An 18,458-nucleotide genomic window follows, 5' to 3' on the forward strand; every position below is an offset into this window, starting at 1 on the left:
AAGAGATAACCCATTTTTGATGTTGCCATCGGGGCCGTCAAGCACGGATGTTCTTACATTTCGCTATTGATTTACGGATAATAAACCGGATTTTAACCTGAACACGGAAATCTCTGGATGGTGAAGCTGTGAAGTCCGAGTTGACTGTTCCCCTCACGCAGTTAAGCGGGTGGCTGGCCCCCGAATGTTGCGAATTGCCCGCCAGCTTGCGCCCCTGGCTGCTGGAGCCCGGCTCCATGACCCGGCGGCTGCGTCAGCACAATCGCCACTTTTCGGTGGAGTGGCTGGGCAATCACCCGGTCGCCCTTACTGCCGATGAACAGTGGCTGGTGGATTCGGCCTCGCCGGCCGGTACCTGCCGCGAGGTGATCCTGCATGGGGATCGTGGGCCCGCCGTGCTGGGCTGGACCCTGTTTGCCGATGACGCACTGCAAGAGAGCGGCATTGCCGAGCTTGGCGAGCAGCCACTGGGTGAGCGGGTATTTGGCCACGAGCCTGCCCGTCGCGATCACCTGCAACTGGCCCGTTTCGATATTGCCGCCAATCCCCGTTGTCCGGCCGCCACTGTCTGGGGGCGTCGTTCCCGTCTGTTTCTGGGGCAGTGGCCACTGCTGGTGCACGAGCTGTTTCTGCCCTCTCTCGTCTGTGACAAGGAGCTGGAGTGAATCTGTTAACCAAGGAGCGGGGACTTGCCTATATGCAGTTGGCCCGCGTCGACAAACCCATAGGCACTCTGCTGCTGCTGTGGCCAACCCTGTGGGCGCTCTGGCTGGCCGCTGGTGGCCTGCCCAATCTCTGGGTGCTGACCGTGTTTGTGGTCGGCGTCTTTCTGATGCGCTCGGCAGGGTGCGTCATCAACGACTATGCGGATCGCAACTTCGACGGTCATGTCAAACGCACCGCTGGTCGCCCCTTGCCCACGGGCAGAGTCAAGCCGTGGGAGGTGCTGGCGCTCTTCTTCGTGCTGGCGCTTATTTCGTTTGGTCTGGTGCTGACCATGAATCCGCTCACCATCGGTCTGTCGTTTGTCGCCCTGCTGCTGGCAGTGAGCTACCCCTTCATGAAGCGCTTTATCTCCAATCCCCAGCTGGTGCTCGGGATGGCCTTCTCCTGGTCGATCCCGATGGCCTATGCGGCGCAGGCGGATGCCCTGCCGCTGGTGGCTTGGCTGCTCTTCTTCGCCAACCTGCTCTGGACCGTGGCTTACGACACCCAGTACGCCATGGTGGATCGGGATGACGACCTCAAGATCGGCCTCAAATCCAGCGCCATCCTGTTTGGTCGTTACGACAAACGGATCATCGGCGCATTGCAACTCTCGACTTTGCTGCTGCTGTTGGCGGTCGGGCAGCTGATGACGCTGGGGGGCTGGTATTACTGGGGATTGCTGGGGGCGGCGGTGCTGTTTGTCTATCAGCAGCGGCTCATTCGCGAGCGGCAGCGGGAAGCCTGCTTCCAGGCGTTTCTCAACAACAACTATGTGGGGGCGCTGGTGTTTGCCGGTCTGGTGCTTGACTACCTGCTGGCGTGATTGCGCCCCGAGTAAAACTGGATAAAAAGAAGGCCGCATCATGCGGCCTTCTTTGTTTGCGTTGCAGATTAGAGCTGATTGCCCGCCTGAATGGTGCGGCGGATCTTGTTGCTCAGCAGCGGTACTATGTTGTCGGCCAGCGCCTGGAAGCGGCCGAGATCCGGCTTGCACTCGGGAGAGAGGTAACCCTCTTTGCGCAAGGTGTGGATCAGGGTGCTGAACAGCTTCTGGTCGAAGAACTCGGGGGCGTTGATGCCGTGCAGGGTGCCGAGGCGCTCTGCCATCATCAGGCCGTCCGCTTCCAGTTGCTCTGCTTCGATATGAGGCTGGGCCAGCACCCGGGTCAGCACGATGGCGTAGCGTTGCAGGGTCTCCTGAATGCTCTCCGCCAGCAGCAGCAGGCGCATCTGGTTGGCCGGATTGACCCAGTAGCCGTCATCGCGGGTCTCGATCAGTTGCTGGGCCTGCAGGGCATCGAGCAGGCTGTCGACCAGCGCCGGCAACTCATCCTCTTCATAACGCAGGAACAGCTCGGTCTTGAGCAGCGGATAGATGTCGATGCAGCGGGCCATGATCTCGCTGCGGGAGATCCCCTCGCACCGTTCGATCAGCGCCGCCACCAGAGAGGGCATGGCAAACAGGTGGAGGATGTTGTTGCGGTAGTAGGTCAGCAGGATCGCCTGATAGCGGTCGAGACTGATGATCTGCCCCAGCTTGTCCTCGCTGACCTCGAACTTGTTGAGCTCCATCGCCTGATCCAGCAGGGTCTTGGCATCCTCATCCGGAATGGTGCTCTGCGGGCTGTAGGGCACCGCCTTGAGCAGATCCAGATAGGTGTTGAGCTGGGCCTGCAACTCGTCGCGGGTCAGGGCGTGGCGCTCGGCGGCCAGCAGCGCCAGCGCGCTCAGGGTCAGGCCGTTGACCGCGGCCGCGCCGTTGATGCGGGTCATCAGCAGTTCGGCCAGATTGTTGACGGTGCCCGCCATCCATTCCGGACGCTCCTCTTCCCCGATGTGCTTTTTCCAGTCGGGGATATGTTCGCTCAGGTAGCTGTTGAGGGTCAGCGGCTCGCCGAAGTTGACGAAACCACGGCCGTAGTTGCGCAGCTTGCGCAGGATGCCGAGCACCTGCAGGAGGCTCTCTTTCTCCTTGCGACTCCCCTTGAGCTCGTTGTGGTAGGTGTTCACCTCCATCACGTGCTCGTAACCCAGATAGACCGGCACCAGAGTGACCGGCCTGTCCAGCCCGCGCATCATCGCCTGCAGGGTCATCGCCAGCATGCCGGTCTTGGGCGGCAGCAGGCGACCGGTACGGGAGCGACCGCCTTCGGTGAAGAACTCCACCGAGTAACCCTTGGCAAACAGCAGGTTGAGGTATTCCCGGAATACCGTGCTGTAGAGCGGGTTGCCCTTGAAGGTGCGGCGAATGAAGAAGGCGCCGCCGTGGCGGAAAATCGGGCCCGCCGGCCAGAAGTTGAGGTTGATGCCTGCCGCGATATGGGGCGGCACCATCCCCTGGTGGTAGATGACGTAGGAGAGCAGCAGGTAGTCCATGTGGCTGCGGTGGCAGGGAACGTAGACGATCTCGTGCCCTTCCTGCGCCAGTTGGCGCACCTTCTCGGCGCCATTGACCGACAAACCGCGGTAGAGCTTGTTCCACAGCCAGCCGAGGAAGCTCTCGCCCAGGCGGATCAGCCGGTAGGAGAAGTTGGAGGCGATCTCGTCCATGTAGCCATGGGCACGCTTTTGCGCCTTCTCGAGGCTGATCCCTTCGCGCTGGGCCTCCTCTTCAATCGCCTGCTGGATCACCGCGGAGTCGAGCAGCTGCTTGAACAGCAGGTTGCGGTTCGGCAGTTTCGGGCCGGTGGCAGCCAGCTGCTGGCGGCTGAAGTGGGTACGGGCCACTCGTGCCAGCTTGTGGGCGATGGCCTCGTCAGTGCCGTGCTTGTCCGCCATGTAGCGCAGGGAGAGCGGCGGCGAGAAGCGCACCAGATTTTCGCGACCCTTGAGGATCACGATGAGTGCCTTCTTCAGCCGGTTCGGCGCCAGGCTACTGATGATGTTGAGGCCGGAGGCTTCTTCCCCTTCCCGACCCGGAGCGCGGCCCCAGAACAGGGTGACGGGCACTACCTGGATATCCAGCTCGGGATCCTGCTTGTGCAGATCCAGCAGCTGGTGGAACTCCTGCAGGAAGGGGAGCGGTTTGCTGCGTTTGCCAAACAGGGGAGGCGGACGATCCAGACAGACATAGCGCGGCAGCAGCTGGCCGTTCAGTTCCAGCGGCGTGAAGGGGCCGGGCAGACCGAGATCCTCGCAGCACTGCTGCAGGGTCATCAGGTCGGTGATCGAACTGGTTTTCAGGGCATAGACGATGGGTCTGGCCGGATCCAGATTGAGTTCTGTGATGGGATTTTCCGGCAGGCTCTTGTGATTGACCAAGCCGCTGACCGGCCATTGCAAGATGGCTCTGGAAATCTTCTGTCCTAGGGACATGTGCGTCTGCTCTCCAAAAAAATGCGGCGTGAGCATAGCAAATCGACAGCCCCTTGTCGCCGAGAGGTACGATGAGTCAGCTGCGCAGGATCAAAACAGCAGTAAATGAGGGGTTGGTCGCGACAAATGTCAGCTGCGCCTTGCCTTGGCCACTGCACTGTATATACTGCCAGTGTGCTGTATAAAAAGACAGGTGCCAATTCTATGAAACCCCTTACCCCCCGCCAGGCCGAAGTGCTGGAGCTGATCAAGGTGAACATGAGCGAGACCGGTATGCCGCCGACTCGTGCCGAGATCGCCCAGAAGCTTGGTTTCAAGTCGGCCAATGCGGCCGAAGAACATCTGAAGGCCCTGGCCAAAAAAGGGGTCATCGAGATCATGCCGGGCACGTCCCGCGGCATTCGCCTGTTGCTCGAAGAGGAAGAGGTGCTGGAAGAGAGCGGCTTGCCGCTCATCGGCAAGGTTGCCGCCGGTGAACCCATCCTGGCTCAGGAGCATATCGAGAGCCACTATCAGGTTGATCCCGCCCTGTTCCATCCGCGCGCAGATTTTCTGCTGCGGGTGCAGGGGATGAGCATGAAGAACATCGGCATTCTGGATGGCGATCTGCTGGCGGTGCACAAGACCCAGGAAGTGCGCAACGGTCAGGTAGTGGTCGCCCGTCTCGATGAGGATGTCACCGTCAAGCGCTTCCAGCGCAAGGGCAGTCAGGTATGGCTGCTGCCAGAGAATGAAGAGCTCTCCCCCATCGAGGTGGATCTCTCTTGCCAGCAGCTCACCATCGAAGGACTGGCTGTCGGGGTGATCCGCAACGCTGACTGGATGTAATCATCCCCGCCAACTGCGTTTGCCACACGGCCTCCTTCGGGAGGCCGTGCTGTTTCTGGCGCACTTTCCCTGTCATATCAAACAGATCATCGGCGGCGGCATTTTTGTCCTGCGCGACCGGCTACCAATCATCCATTTCAGATATATGCTCAGATCAGTGCCCTGTCGCCGAGACAGGCCTTGGCGCCTCCCTCTGACCATCGCAATGCGCCGGGACGGGAGGGCCGGTAACAACGAGAATCGGGCAGTACACCTTCACGGGATATGAAGGGAGAGTGGGGAGATCCCGAGCCTTGTCAGGCAAAGGGGACCACTCGTAATGGTTGCAGATAGTCGTGACGGGCCTGTTCCCAGTTCAGGCCGACGAAGCAACATGACCTGTCGGTCAAGGAGGACTGGTATGGCATCAAGATCGCCATGGGATTCAGAGGCTGGGGCTGCGCCAGCGGAATCGTCAATCACCCGTTTCGTCAAAGGTAGCCGGATGACCTGGTTTTACGGTCTCTGGCTGCACCATCGTGGTTCGCACTGGACGCTCTGGCTGGGATGCCCGAAAGAGAAGGTGGTGCGTCTGGTGCTGCTGTTCAAGCGTGGTCACGGTGATCGCCAGGGGGAAGAGGGCTGGCTGGCCCCCGTGATTCCCATCGGCGTGCGGGCCATCGGCAAGATGTTGCAGCAGGGGCGTAACGCTCGCCCCTGAGCAGAAGAGACAAAAAAATCCACCCATAACCGGCACCCGAGGGGGCCGGTTTTTTTATGGTTGAGATTGGCGATTAATTATGCCAAATGGTCGACTCCTGACAGGGCGTTGCACAAGGTTGAACCACCTTGGCGGCTCGCTGGGGTACAATGCCCCCCTCTTGTCCGGTCACTGCTGGCCATCTGCCTCGAACTGAAAGGGTCTCTTGTTATGATGAAGCTCCGCTATCCCCTGCTCTTTCTGCTGCTGACAGCCTGCCTGATCCTGGTGTTCTACGCCACGCAGCCAGAGCAGCCGGAACAGGCTGACTACTATCCGGCGGGGCGGGACATCAATGATTTCGCCTTTACCGATGCGGACAACCAGCCGTTCACTCCTGCCAACTTGAAGGGGCACTGGACCTTCCTGTTTGTCGGCTACACCTTCTGCCCCGATATCTGCCCCACCACCCTGGCAGATATGCGTTCCGTCTATGACCAGCTGAAGAAGATGGCGCCCGACAGTCAGGTAGTGTTTATCTCGGCGGATCCCCAGCGTGACGACATTCCACGCCTCAAGACCTATACCGCCTTCTTCAATCCCGAATTCAAGGCGGCCACTGCCCCCCACGACAAGCTGTTCCCGTTCGTGCGCAATCTGGGGCTGATCTACTCCATCGCCAATCAGGGGGAGAAGGATTACCTGATCGATCACTCCGCCTCTATCGTGCTCATCAATCCCAAGGGCAAGCTGCAGGCGGTATTCCGTCCGCAAGTGGCGCCGGGTCAGGTGCCACGGGTGCAGATGGCCACCATGCTCTCTGACTTCGCCCGCATCCTGAAGTTGGCAGGTTACTGAGCGTGACCCCAGCTGTTGCCCCCTGGTGGCGAGATCCCTCTCGCCACCGCGCTGTTTTTGCGCTCGCCCTGCCCATGGTTTTCTCCAATATCACCACCCCCTTGTTGGGGCTGGTGGACACCTGGGTGATCGGTCATCTCGGTCAGGCCTGGTTTCTGGGGGGCGTTTCGGTCGGCGCGACCCTGATCAACCTCATCTTCTGGCTGCTCGGCTTTTTGCGGATGTCGACCACCGGCCTGACGGCGCAGGCGCACGGCGCAGCTGATGGTCGTGCCCAGCTCGATACCCTGCTGCGGGCGCTGGGGCTGGCCATTGCTCTCGGTCTGGCGCTGCTGTTGTTGCTCTTCCCCCTGTTGCCACGACTGATCGCCCTGAGTGGCGGCTCGCCCGAGGTGCAGCTTTATGCGGGCCAATATGTGGCGGTACGGATCTGGAGCGCCCCGGCGGCGCTCTGCAATCTGGTGATCATGGGCTGGCTGCTGGGGATGCAGGATGCCCGCAGTCCCATGGTGATGTTGATCCTCACCAATCTGGTCAATATGGCGCTCGATGCCTTGTTTGTGCTGGGGCTCGGCTGGCAGGTGCGGGGTGTGGCGGCGGCCTCGGTCATGGCGGACTACTGCGCACTGGCAGTCGGTATCTGGCTGGTACGCCGTCAGCTGGGGCAACTGGCGCCGACGGTGTGGCAGGATGGCTGGCAGCGCTGGCGGCAGCTTGCGCCCATGGTGCGGCTGCTCGGCCTCAACCGCGATATCTTCCTGCGCTCCCTCTGTTTGCAGCTCTGCTTCGCCTTCATGACTCTGCAAGGGGCACGGCTGGGGGATGTGGCGGTGGCCGCCAATGCGGTGCTGCTCAACTTCCTGATGCTCATCTCCTACGGGCTCGATGGTTTTGCCTATGCGGTGGAGGCCATGGTAGGACGAGCCATCGGTCAGCGGGATCGGCAGAAACTGCAGGAGGCCATCGTGCTCAATCTAGGCTGGGCCGTCCTCATCGCCAGTGGTTTTACCCTGGTGTTTGCCCTCTTTGGTGCCCACCTTATCGGCTATATCACCGACATTCCGGCCGTGGTGGCGGAGGCAAATCGTCAGCTTCCCTGGCTGATCGCCATGCCCTTGCTGGCGGTCTGGTGTTTCCTGCTGGATGGTGTATTCATCGGGGCGACCCGGGCACGGGAGATGCGCAACAGCATGTTGCTGGCCGCGTTTGGCGGCTTCTTCCCGATCTGGTGGCTCTGTCAGGCGTGGGGCGTGGCCGCGTTATGGGCGGCGATGGCGGCGCTGATGGTGGGGCGCGGTCTGTCGCTGGGGGTCACTTGCTGGCGGCTGGAGCGCAGCGGGCATCTGCTCGACGCCCGCCACTGATCATCGGTGGCGCTTACATGGCACCGTCGTAGCCGAGCTGGCGCCAGCTCTCGTAGACAAATACAGATACCGCGTTGGAGAGGTTCATGCTGCGGCTCTGGGGCACCATAGGGATGCGTAGCCGCTGCTCGAATGGCAGACTCTCGATGATCTCGATGGGCAGGCCGCGACTCTCCGGGCCAAACAGCAGGGCGTCGCCAAGGGCATATTGTGCTGCCGAGTGCGCGGTGCGCCCCTTGGTGGTGCAGGCAAACACCCGCTTGGGCGCCACGGCGGCCAGAAAAGCCTCATAGCTCGGCCAGCGCTTCACCTCGGCAAACTCGTGATAGTCGAGTCCCGCCCGCTTTACCCGCTTGTCATCCCACTCAAATCCCAGCGGCTCGATCAGGTGGAGCCGGTAACCGGTATTGGCGCAGAGCCGGATGATATTGCCGGTGTTGGGCGGAATTTCCGGCTGGTAGAGGACGATATCGAGCATGACGAGCTCCTGCAAAGAGATGTAAAGCCAAGAAGGGGCGCCAGCATACCCAGCGCCCGTCCGGATGAAAAGGATCAGGCGATGGGCAAGCGGATGGTGATGGTCAGCCCGGTGGGGTGATTGTTGCTGGCCGCAATGGTGCCGCCGTGGCGCTGGATCGCCTCCGAGGCGATGGCCAGCCCCAGCCCGGTGCCGCCAGTCTTGGCGTTGCGGGCATCATCGACCCGGAAGAAGGGCTGGAACAGCAGCGCCTGTTGCTCGTCAGGCACGCCGGGGCCGTCATCCCGAATGGTCATCACCCACTCCTGCCCCTCCCGATACCAGTCCACCTTGATGAACTCGCGGGCATATTTGAGGGCGTTGCGCAGGGGGTTTTCCACGGCCCGGGCCAGCAGCTCGGGCCACATCTGGATCGACTCTGCGGGCAGCGGCGGCAGTCTGAGCTGCTTGCCGCTCTGATTCGCTTCGAACATGGCATCTTCGAGGATAGGCTCCAGCAGGTCGGCCAGCGGGTGCACCACCGGTGCCTCCACATGCTGCTGCACCCGCGACAGATCCAGCAGATCGCCGATGAGCTTGTCCAGCCGTCCGATCTCCGATTCGATCCGCGCCAGCTCGGCGCTGTCACCCTGCTTGCGGCGGATCAGCGCCTGCGCCAGTTGCATCCGGGTGAGAGGACTGCGCAGCTCGTGGGAGATATCGGAAAGCAGCTGTTTCTGCTTCTGGATCATGCTCTTGAGCGTCTCTACCATGCGGCTGACGTTATCCGCCAGCTGGCCGATCTCGTCGCCCCGTCCCAGGTTGGGGATCTGTACCTCCAGATTGCCGGCCGCCAGTTGGGAGACCGACTTCTGCAACTGCAGGATGGGGCGGGTCAGCCGCCAGGCGAGCAGCAGGCAGAGCGGGGTGCTGACCAGCATCGAGATGCCCAGAATGCGGATCGGGTGATCCAGCACCTGAATAAACAGGAACAGGTAGGGATTCTCGGCATTGAGGCCAAAATAGACGTGATAGCGATGGCCGTGGTGCTCCATCAGGAAGGGGCCGGCGATCGCCTTGCGATCCTCGTTGCCCAGCATGGGATTGGCCGGGTCGTCAGCATCCACCATAAAGCGCACCACGAACTTGCGCGGATGGGTGGTGGACTGGATCTGCCCCTTCTCGTCGCGCAGGTAGACGTTGTCCACCGGCAGCATGGCGATCTTGTCCATCGCCTTGGCCAGATCGAAATCCTGCTCTGGCTCGGCGGCGTTGAGCAGGGCCTGCACGTTGTTCTGCATCCGCGCGACTTCGTGGGTCGGCAGCGGGATCTGGTTGCGGGGATCCAGGGTCGGCAGGCTGATCACGGCGGCCAGCATCACCAGCAGCATGAACCAGAACCAGAGGAAGATGTGGGTCGAGATCCCGTTGAGGGAGTTGATGCGCTCTATTCTTGCTCTAGCCACAGGTACCCGCGCCCCCGTACGGTTTTGAAGCGGGGCTGGCCATCGGTGCGGTCCGGCAGCTTCTTGCGCAGGTTGCTCAGGTGCATGTCGATGGCGCGATCGAAGGGTTCCAGCTTCTTGCCCAGCACCTGCTCGGAGAGGTGGCTCTTGCTGACGATCTGGCCGGGATTGCGCAGCAGGCACTCCAGCAGGCCAAACTCGGTGGCGGTTAACTCCAGCAGCTGTTCGCCGCAGCGGGCCTGCTGCAGGCCGGGTTGCAGCACGATATCCATGAAGTGCACTTCGTCGGAGTAGTTGCCGCGCTGGGGCGGGGCGCTCTGGGTACGGCGCAGGATGGCGCGTACCCGGGCCAGCAGCTCCCTGTCATCGAATGGCTTGGCCAGATAGTCGTCGGCACCCGCTTCCAGACCGTTGACCCGATCCTGGCTGTCACCGCGGGCGGTCAGCATCAGCACCGGGGTGTCGTGGGTCTTGCGCAGCTTGGTCAGCATGGCAAAGCCGTTGAGCTTGGGCATCATTACATCCAGCAACACCAGATCGAAGCTCTGCTCCGCCAGCCGTTGCAGCCCCTCTTCACCATCCTCGGCGACCGTGACCTGAAATCCCTCCAGGGTCAGAATTTCGGTGAGCAGTTGGGTCAATTCAAGATCGTCGTCGACCAGGAGTATTCTGTTCATCTGGTGTTATTCCGCAGATTTTCGCGCCAAACTGACGCCGGGGTCAGGGTATAATAAGTTTTTCATCGCCAGAGGAAAGCCGGTTTTGAGCCATCAACAATATTCCCGTTGGGTGACCTTTGCCAGCATAGCGGCGGTCACCACCGCTACCTTGCTGATCATCGGCAAACTGATCGCCTGGCTGATGACCGACTCGTCGACCCTGCTGGCATCGCTGACCGACTCCTTCATGGATGTGAGTGCCTCCATCATCAACCTGCTGGCCATTCGCTATGCGCTGGCCCCTGCCGATGACGAGCACCGCTTCGGTCACGGCAAGGCGGAGTCGCTGGCGGGCCTCATCCAGTCGGCCTTTATCTCCGGCTCTGCTCTGCTGCTGGTGATGCACGGAATTTCATCCCTGCTCAATCAGGCGCCTATTCTGCGGCTGGAGGCGGGTCTCTGGGTCAGTGGCGGCTCCATCGTGCTGACCCTGCTGCTGGTCAGCTTCCAGAGCTTTGTCATTCGCAAGACCAACAGCGTGGCCATCAAGGCCGATATGCTGCACTACCGTTCCGATCTGCTGCTCAATGCCGGTGTCTTGCTGGCGCTGGTGCTGGCGGGGCAGGGGTGGTACTGGGCCGACGGCCTGTTTGCCATCCTGATCGGACTGTTCCTGTTGTGGGGGGCGGGACACATCGGCTACGAGTCGGTGCAGGCCCTGCTCGATCGTCAGTTGCCAGCGGAAGAACAAGCGAGAATAATGGCGCTCTGCTGTGCCGTAGAAGGTGTACACGGCGTACATGACCTGCGCACCCGTCAATCCGGGCCGACCCGATTCGTACAGTTGCATCTTGAACTGGATGATCAGATCCCCCTGGTCAAGGCCCATCAGATCGCCGATGAAGCCGAACTGGCGGTACGCCAGGCATTCGAGCGGATGGATGTCATCATCCACATGGACCCCATCTCGGTGCTGACAAAAGAACAACAGAGCCCTCACCCAGAACAACAGTAGGCTGCAACATGGATGAACTGGTTGCCAAAACCTGGCACAAAATTCAGCAAGAAGCGGAGTGCATGGCGGCCCAGGAGCCGATGCTGGCCAGCTTCTTCCACTCCACCATTCTCAATCACAAGAATCTGCGTTCGGCGCTGAGCTTCCAGCTGGCCAACAAACTCGACAGCGCCACCATGCCCGCCATCGCCCTGCGCGAGGTGATCGAGCTGGCCCTGCGCAGCGAGCCCGAGCTGCTGACGGTAGTGGCGGCCGACATCTGCGCCGTGCAGGAGCGGGATCCGGCGGTCGACCTCTTCTCCACCCCGCTGCTCTATCTCAAGGGGTTCCATGCCCTGCAGGGGTATCGGGTCGCCAACTGGCTGTGGCGTCAGGGGCGCCGCTCGCTGGCCCTTTATCTGCAAAACCAGATCTCGGTGGTGTTCGGGGTGGATGTGCACCCGGCCGCCCGTATCGGCAAGGGGATTATGTTCGACCACGCCACTGGCATAGTGGTGGGCGAGACGGCGGTGATTGAAGATGATGTCTCCATCCTGCAGAGCGTGACCCTCGGCGGTACCGGCAAGGAGAGTGGCGATCGCCATCCCAAGATCCGCGAAGGGGTGATGATAGGAGCGGGCGCCAAGGTGCTCGGCAATATTGAAGTGGGTGTGGGCGCCAAAATTGGCGCGGGCAGCGTGGTGATCAACCCGGTGCCGCCTCATACCACGGTCGCTGGCGTACCCGCCAAGATCGTCGGCCGTCCGGAGTGCGACAAGCCTTCACTGGATATGGATCAGTGTCTCTGATCTCCCGGCCGGAGTAGTCGATGGCCAAACGTTGGTCGGGTTATCTGATTTTGGGGATGTGGCTGCTCAACCTGCTCCATCTCTATCTGGGACTCTCCCCCTGGCCAGCGGCCATGGCGGCCTGGGGGGCGTCACTGCTCACCTGGCCCTGGCTGGTGGGGGCCGCCAAGCGGCAGGCGCTGGCCTTGTATGGTGCGGCGCTGTTGCTGCTCTTCTTCTCCTGGTGGCAGGGCGCGACCCTCAGCGCCAGTGACTGGCTGCTGCCCAACATCAATATGCTCACCATGTTTGCCGCGGTGAGCACCCTCAACCTTGCCACCTCGGGTCTCTTGACCGGCACCACCTCCTGGACCGGGCGCAAGGGGCTGTGGAGCACCATGGCCAGCCTCAATCTGCTGGGGGCTGTCATCAACCTCTCGGTGCTCTTTATCATCGGCGATCGACTGGAGCGTAATGGCACCCTGGAGCGGCGTCAGGTGATGGTACTGAGCCGGATCTTCTGTGCCGCTGCCTTCTGGTCACCCTTCTTTGTCGCCATGGCGGTAGCACTGACCTATGCGCCGGGTTTGCAACTCTCCCATATTTTGCCGTTCGGGATCATCGCCGCCTTGCTGGCGATGGGGCTGACCGCCTGGCAGGTGGAGCGGAGCGGGGTGGCCGACTTTGCCGGTTATCCGCTGCGGTTGCAGACACTGGGGTTGCCGGTCACGCTGGCGCTGCTGGTACTGCTCATCAAGCAGATCTGGCCCCAGCTCGGCATTCTGGCGGTGATCGCGCTGGTGGCCCCGCTGCTGGCGCTGCTCTTTATGCCGAGGACCGGGCGCAAGGCGGCCCTCAAGCGGCAGGTGGTGGAGCGCTTTCCCGCCATCGGCGGTCAGCTGGTGCTGTTTCTGGGGGCCGGTTTGCTGGCGGCAGGCATCAACAGTGCGTTGTCGGTCATCGATTTCGGCTCCGGTCACGGCCTGCCGCTGTTCAATCACTTTGGCTGGCTCGAAGCATCCCTCACTCTGCTGCTGATCCTGCTGGTGGCCATCGTCGGGGTGCATCCGCTCATCAGTATCTCCGGGCTGGCGCCGCTACTCTGGCCGCTGGCGCCGGATCCCAGCCTGCTCGGCATGTGTTTCCTGCTGGGATGGGGGCTTGCTACTGGCACCAGTCCGCTCTCCGGATCCAATCTGGCGCTGGCCTCCCGTTACAACCTCAGTGCCGGGCTGATCCTGCGCTGGAACCTGCTCTACGGCCTGCTGATGTATGTGGTCGCCTGTCTGTTGCTGGGGGCTTATATCGCCTTGCATGGATAACGGCGGCGCCGTCAGGAGGGTGCAAATGATGCGCGGGCTGCGGGGTCTTTTACGCACGGTTCAGTGTGTTGTCGCGGCTCGGGCGCAGGATGCGAGAAAAATAGACGCATATTTAGACAATACATCTATGGAAGGCGCATTTTACAGCGCACTGGCTTGTTTGTGCCGATGCGCTCGGGGTATGCTGGCTTCACGCGCTTGAATCGCCCTCTGTGGGGCATCGCAATTGAACAAACAGGTATGCATATGTCACTAGAAGTCCTTGAGCAACTCGAATCCAAAGTACAATCCGCCGTCGACAACATCTCTCTGCTGAAGATGGAGCTGGACGAGCTGAAAGAGCAGAACAGCAAGCTGCAAGACGAGAACCATCAGCTGCGCAACGAGCACACTGCATGGCAGGAGCGTCTGCGTGCCCTGCTGGGTAAAATGGATCAGATGGGCGAAACCATCTAATTCATTGCCTTCAGGCAGAATTGAAAACGGGCCGCTCCATGAGCGGCCCGTCTGTTTTTGGCAGGGTGAGGATTATAGCGCCAGCAGTTGCTTGACCGTCTTCTCGATGCCGTCCGCCGCTTCGACTATGTTGTTGGCCAGCATGTAGGCGGGGGTGGAGATCACCTTGCGCTCCTGATCCACCACGAATTCGTTGACCGGGCAGTTGAGATGGCTGCCACCCATCGCCTCGATGGCGTTGGCGGTGCCTTCGTCATGGCCGATGGTCGCCAGCGTCCCGGCACCATAGATCAGCGGGATCATGGCGGGTGCGATGCAGATATAGGCGGCCGGTTTGTTGGCTTTGGCAAAGCTCTGGCACGCTTTCAGCACATCGGGCTGGATCTGGCATTCGGCTCCTTTGATAGCGAAGTCGCACAGGTTTTTGGCCGCGCCAAAGCCGCCGGGCACCAGCAGCGCGTCGTAATCGGCCGCATCCAGCTCGGCCACATCCTTTATCTGGCCACGGCAGATGCGGGCCGCTTCGACCAGCACATTGCGGCTCTCTCCCTCGCTCACCTCACCGGTCAGGTGGTTGATGACATGGAGCTGCGCCACGTTCGGGGCGAAGCACTGAACGGCGGCTCCCTGACGGGCCAACGCCAGCAGGCTGATGACGGCCTCGTGGATTTCGGCCCCGTCAAAGACACCGCAGCCACTCAAAATCACGGCCACTTTTTTCATGGCAAACTCCTCGTTGTTGAAAATGTGAGCCAGGATGGATTGTTGTACTTTTGTATGGTTATCGCTCGCCCTCCGCTGGTCAAGTCATCTTGCTGTGCTAGGATTGTTTCGTTTTGGATCCTGCCGTACCTACTCCCTTAAATCTTTTTCCACATTGATCGAGATCATTCTAACTGTCTCACGATCGGTTTTTACGATATCAATGTATTGTTTTTAATGGATTTTTATATTCTTATGCACAGTTTTATCACTGCGCGCTCTGATGCGTCCCATTTTTGAACACAGAGTTATCCACAGACTGAGTCCCTTTATCAGGCGCTGTGTGCTGTTGCTGCGCCCCTTGGTGTGAGGGGGGCCCTGTGGCATCCTAGCGGCTGTTTATCTCTGGCAGGACGATTTCATGGCCCCTAGCAACCCCCTTATTCTGGTCGACGGCTCCTCTTATCTTTACCGCGCCTTCTTCGCCTCCCAGCAGGCTGATCTGCGCACATCGACCGGTTTGCCGAGCGGCGCCGTCCGTGTCATGGCCAACATGATGCGCAGCCTGCGCAAGCAATATCCTGACTGTCATGTGGCCGTGGTGTTTGATGCCAAGGGCAAGACCTTCCGCGACGACATCTATCCCGAGTACAAGGCGACCCGTGCCAGCATGCCGGACGATCTGCGCAGCCAGGTTGCCCCTATCCACCAGATGATCAAGGCGATGGGCTTCCCCTTCCTGATGGTGGAAGGGGTGGAGGCAGACGATGTGATCGGCACCCTGGCCCGCCAGGCGACCGAGAAGCAGCTGCCGGTACTGATCAGCACCGGTGACAAGGATATGGCGCAGCTGGTCTCCGACCATGTCACCCTGATCGACACCATGAAAGATGTGAAGACCGATCGGGAAGGGGTGATCGAGAAGTTTGGCGTACCGCCCGAGCTCATCATCGACTATCTGGCCCTGATGGGTGACAAGGTCGACAACATTCCCGGTATGACCGGTGTCGGCGAGAAGACCGCACTGGCTCTGCTGCAGGGGATTGGCAGCATCGACGAGATTGCCGCCAACCTCGACAAGGTAGCTGCCCTCGGCTTCCGTGGCTCCAAGGCGTTCGCCGACAAGTTCCGCGAGCAGGAGGAGCAGGTTCGTCTCTCCTATCGACTGGCGACCATCAAGACCGATGTCGAGCTGGAACAGAGTCTGGAAGAGCTGTTGCTCAAACCGGTCGACAAGGAGTCCCTGCTGGCGGTCTATCGCGAATACGAGCTGCGCAACCTGATCAAAGAGCTGGAATCCGGTGGTGAAGAGGGCAGCGAGAGCGCCGGACAAGACGAGGCTGGCGATGAGAGCGCCGCTCCGGTTGCCGCCATCGAAACCGACTACCGCTGCATTCTGGACGAAGCCGAGTTTGACGGCTGGCTGGAACAGCTGAAAGCGGCACCGTTGTTTGCCTTCGATACCGAAACCACCAGTCTCGACTATATGGAAGCGCGGATCGTCGGCGTCTCCTTCGCGGTTGAGCCGGGCAAGGCTGCTTATGTGCCGTTTGGCCATGACTATCTGGGGGCGCCGGTACAGCTGAGCGAGGCCGTGGTGTTGGGCAAGCTCAAACCGCTGCTGGAAGATCCGACCCGTCTCAAGGTGGGACAGAACCTCAAGTACGATCGCAACGTGCTGCTTAACCATGACATCGACCTGCAGGGCATTGCCTACGACACCATGCTCGAGTCCTACGTGCTCAACTCCACCGCCAGCCGCCACGACATGGATTCGCTGGCCAAGCGTTACCTCGGGGTCGAGACTACCTCGTTTGAAGATATCGCGGGCAAAGGGGTGAAACAGCTCACCTTCAACCAGATCGAGCTGGAGCAGGCGGCCCCTTATGCGGCGGAAGATGCCGATATCACCCTGCGTCTGCATCAGGCGCTGTGGGGCAAGCTCTCTGCCGAACCGGGCCTCGCCAAGGTATTCAGCGAGATCGAATTGCCCCTGCTGCCAGTGCTGGCGCGGATGGAGTTGCTCGGCACCACCATCGATCCCAAGCTGCTGCACCAGCAGAGCCAGGAGATCGAGCTGCGGTTGGCGGAGCTGGAGAAGCAGGCTCACGAGCTGGCCGGGCAGGAGTTCAACCTCTCCTCGCCCAAGCAACTGGGGGAGATCCTCTTCACCAAGCTGGGCCTGCCGATCATCAAAAAGACTCCGAAGGGTGCACCATCCACCGCAGAAGAGGTGCTGGCCGAGCTGGCGGAGACCTACGAGCTGCCGCAACTGCTGATGGAGCATCGTGGGCTGGCCAAGCTCAAGTCCACCTACACCGACAAGTTGCCGCTGATGATCAAGCCCCGGACCGGGCGGGTACACACCTCCTATCATCAGGCGGTAGCGGCTACGGGCCGTTTGTCATCATCTGATCCCAACCTGCAGAACATCCCGGTGCGCAACGAGCAGGGGCGCCGCATTCGGCAGGCCTTTATTCCGAGCGCCGGTTACAAGCTGGTGGCGGCGGACTACTCCCAGATCGAGCTGCGCATCATGGCGCACCTCTCCGGTGACAAGGGGTTGCTGACCGCTTTTGCCGAGGGCAAGGACATCCACAAGGCGACCGCCGCCGAGGTATTCGGCGTGGCACTCGATGCGGTCACCACCGACATGCGCCGCAGCGCCAAGGCGATCAACTTCGGCCTTATCTACGGCATGAGTGCCTTCGGTCTGGCCAAGCAGCTGGGGATCGGTCGTGCCGAAGCGCAGAAGTACATGGATCTCTACTTCGAACGCTACCCGGGCGTGCTGGAGTATATGGAGCGCACCCGTCAGCAGGCGGAAGCCCAGGGGTATGTCGAGACCCTGTTTGGTCGTCGCCTCTATTTGCCGGATATCAAGTCCCGCAACGCCGGTCTGCGCAAGGCTGCCGAACGGGCCGCCATCAACGCCCCGATGCAGGGGACGGCCGCCGATATCATCAAGCGCGCCATGATCAACGTGGACAGCTGGATCCGCGGAATCGAGGATGAGTCGATCCGCATGCTGATGCAGGTACACGATGAACTGGTGTTCGAGATCCGCGAAGAGAAGCTGGAGGAGTACACCGCCATCATCAAGGAGAAGATGTCGGCCGCAGCCGAACTGCATGTGCCGCTGCTGGTTGAAGCGGGTACCGGTGACAACTGGGATCAGGCCCACTGATTTCCGGTCAGCCGTTCTGCACGGCTATATAGCTATACAAGAAGCGAAGCCCGGCATCATGCCGGGCTTCCTGTTTCTACCAGCCCTATCAGGTCTCTTGCAGATACTCATCCTTAAGCAGGACATAGTTGTCGGCCGAGGTCTTGAGGAAGGCGATCTCGGCGGGTTTGAGTGGGCGAGCCTGTTTGACGGGATTACCTATATATAGAAAGCCCGATTCGAGTCGCTTGCCCGGTGGCACCAGCGAACCTGCGCCGATCATCACATCATCTTCAACCACGACGCCATCAAGCAGAATGGCACCCATGCCGACCAGCACCCGGTTGCCGATGGTGCAGCCGTGCAACATCGCCTTGTGACCCACAGTGACATCTTCACCGATCAGCAGCGGATAGCCGTCAGGATTGCCAGCACTCTTGCGAGTCAGGTGCAGCACAGTGCCATCCTGAATATTGCTGCGGGCGCCGATGTGGATATGGTTCACATCTCCCCGTGCCGCCACCATGGGCCAGATGCTGGCATCATCGGCCAGCTCGATATCGCCCACCAGTGTCGCGCAGGGATCTACATACACCCGTTTGCCCAGTTGCGGGCGTGTTCCCCTATAGGGTCTCAGTCGCAAGTCCATCTTGGCCTCCTTGTTTCCGGCCATTCTAGCAATCCTGAACCGGTTTC

17 protein-coding genes are annotated in these 18,458 nt (G+C 60.7%); 11 read left to right on the top strand and 6 right to left on the bottom strand.

Translation table 11 applies throughout. The features are described from left to right. Positions 1 to 128 precede the first annotated feature (128 nt). Together ACB040_RS16345 and ubiA are read left to right on the top strand one after the other, a co-directional pair. Positions 129 to 665 (top strand): chorismate lyase, encoded by a 537-nt coding sequence (locus ACB040_RS16345; RefSeq protein ID WP_236382746.1) that lies wholly within the window; start codon positions 129 to 131, stop codon positions 663 to 665. Then, positions 662 to 1,531 (top strand): 4-hydroxybenzoate octaprenyltransferase, encoded by an 870-nt coding sequence (gene ubiA, locus ACB040_RS16350; RefSeq protein ID WP_005339536.1) that lies wholly within the window; start codon positions 662 to 664, stop codon positions 1,529 to 1,531. The genes ACB040_RS16345 and ubiA overlap by 4 nt, the downstream gene beginning before the upstream one ends. A gap of 68 nt (positions 1,532 to 1,599) precedes the next feature. Here ubiA and plsB read toward each other — a convergent pair whose 3' ends face one another. After that, positions 1,600 to 4,023, bottom strand: a complete 2,424-nt coding sequence (gene plsB / locus ACB040_RS16355) for a glycerol-3-phosphate 1-O-acyltransferase PlsB (RefSeq protein WP_371155600.1) — start codon at positions 4,021 to 4,023, stop codon at positions 1,600 to 1,602. 204 nt (positions 4,024 to 4,227) lie between these two features. Here plsB and lexA point away from each other — a divergent pair, with 204 nt between their 5' ends. The 4 genes from lexA (at position 4,228) to dinF (ending at position 7,752) form a co-directional block, all read left to right on the top strand. After that, entirely contained in the window at positions 4,228 to 4,851 is a 624-nt protein-coding gene (gene lexA / locus ACB040_RS16360; protein ID WP_005339540.1) for a transcriptional repressor LexA, read from the top strand. Between the two features lie 484 nt (positions 4,852 to 5,335). Continuing rightward, positions 5,336 to 5,551 carry a hypothetical protein gene (locus ACB040_RS16365; RefSeq protein ID WP_019446524.1) on the top strand — a complete coding sequence of 72 codons (216 nt, stop codon included), beginning with the start codon at positions 5,336 to 5,338 and terminating at the stop codon, positions 5,549 to 5,551. A gap of 210 nt (positions 5,552 to 5,761) precedes the next feature. Continuing rightward, on the top strand, positions 5,762 to 6,388 hold the full coding sequence (locus tag ACB040_RS16370; RefSeq protein ID WP_279460172.1) for an SCO family protein: 627 nt from the start codon (positions 5,762 to 5,764) through the stop codon (positions 6,386 to 6,388). A gap of 2 nt (positions 6,389 to 6,390) precedes the next feature. Beyond that, positions 6,391 to 7,752, top strand: coding sequence for an MATE family efflux transporter DinF (dinF, locus tag ACB040_RS16375; RefSeq protein WP_371155603.1), 1,362 nt, complete (start codon positions 6,391 to 6,393; stop codon positions 7,750 to 7,752). 13 nt (positions 7,753 to 7,765) lie between these two features. Here dinF and trmL read toward each other — a convergent pair whose 3' ends face one another. The 3 genes from trmL to ACB040_RS16390 all read right to left on the bottom strand — a co-directional run bounded on the left by trmL (position 7,766) and on the right by ACB040_RS16390 (position 10,352). After that, positions 7,766 to 8,230 carry a tRNA (uridine(34)/cytosine(34)/5-carboxymethylaminomethyluridine(34)-2'-O)-methyltransferase TrmL gene (trmL, locus tag ACB040_RS16380; RefSeq protein WP_005339545.1) on the bottom strand — a complete coding sequence of 155 codons (465 nt, stop codon included), beginning with the start codon at positions 8,228 to 8,230 and terminating at the stop codon, positions 7,766 to 7,768. 74 nt (positions 8,231 to 8,304) lie between these two features. Beyond that, positions 8,305 to 9,675 carry an ATP-binding protein gene (locus ACB040_RS16385; RefSeq protein ID WP_245099239.1) on the bottom strand — a complete coding sequence of 457 codons (1,371 nt, stop codon included), beginning with the start codon at positions 9,673 to 9,675 and terminating at the stop codon, positions 8,305 to 8,307. Next, entirely contained in the window at positions 9,657 to 10,352 is a 696-nt protein-coding gene (locus ACB040_RS16390) for a response regulator (RefSeq protein WP_371155606.1), read from the bottom strand. Before ACB040_RS16390 ends, ACB040_RS16385 begins: the two co-directional genes overlap by 19 nt. 85 nt (positions 10,353 to 10,437) lie before the next feature. Here ACB040_RS16390 and ACB040_RS16395 point away from each other — a divergent pair, with 85 nt between their 5' ends. From ACB040_RS16395 to ACB040_RS16410, 4 genes are all read left to right on the top strand, one after another. Then, the gene (locus ACB040_RS16395) at positions 10,438 to 11,349 is read left to right on the top strand and encodes a cation diffusion facilitator family transporter (RefSeq protein ID WP_005339551.1); all 912 of its coding nucleotides are present in this window, start codon (positions 10,438 to 10,440) and stop codon (positions 11,347 to 11,349) included. Between the two features lie 8 nt (positions 11,350 to 11,357). After that, complete coding sequence (gene cysE / locus ACB040_RS16400; protein ID WP_005339552.1) at positions 11,358 to 12,137, top strand: serine O-acetyltransferase; 780 nt, start codon at positions 11,358 to 11,360, stop codon at positions 12,135 to 12,137. Between the two features lie 20 nt (positions 12,138 to 12,157). Beyond that, positions 12,158 to 13,438 (top strand): hypothetical protein, encoded by a 1,281-nt coding sequence (locus ACB040_RS16405; RefSeq protein ID WP_371155609.1) that lies wholly within the window; start codon positions 12,158 to 12,160, stop codon positions 13,436 to 13,438. Positions 13,439 to 13,684: 246 nt separating this feature from the next. Then, entirely contained in the window at positions 13,685 to 13,894 is a 210-nt protein-coding gene (locus ACB040_RS16410; RefSeq protein WP_005339554.1) for a cell division protein ZapB, read from the top strand. Positions 13,895 to 13,966: 72 nt separating this feature from the next. On the opposite strand, the gene elbB is transcribed toward ACB040_RS16410, so the two are convergent. After that, a complete protein-coding gene (gene elbB / locus ACB040_RS16415; protein WP_005339556.1) occupies positions 13,967 to 14,617 on the bottom strand; it encodes an isoprenoid biosynthesis glyoxalase ElbB in 651 nt (216 codons plus the stop codon). Positions 14,618 to 15,017: 400 nt separating this feature from the next. On the opposite strand from elbB, the gene polA reads away from it, so the two are divergent. Beyond that, positions 15,018 to 17,783 (top strand): DNA polymerase I, encoded by a 2,766-nt coding sequence (polA, locus tag ACB040_RS16420; RefSeq protein ID WP_371155612.1) that lies wholly within the window; start codon positions 15,018 to 15,020, stop codon positions 17,781 to 17,783. An 88-nt stretch (positions 17,784 to 17,871) separates the two neighbouring features. Here polA and ACB040_RS16425 read toward each other — a convergent pair whose 3' ends face one another. Next, positions 17,872 to 18,411: a gamma carbonic anhydrase family protein gene (locus tag ACB040_RS16425; protein WP_371155614.1), complete on the bottom strand. Its 540-nt coding sequence runs from the start codon at positions 18,409 to 18,411 to the stop codon at positions 17,872 to 17,874. Between the last annotated feature and the right edge of the window lie 47 nt (positions 18,412 to 18,458).

It is taken from the genome of Aeromonas sp. S11(2024), from assembly GCF_041402345.1.
Lineage (GTDB): Bacteria > Pseudomonadota > Gammaproteobacteria > Enterobacterales > Aeromonadaceae > Aeromonas > Aeromonas veronii.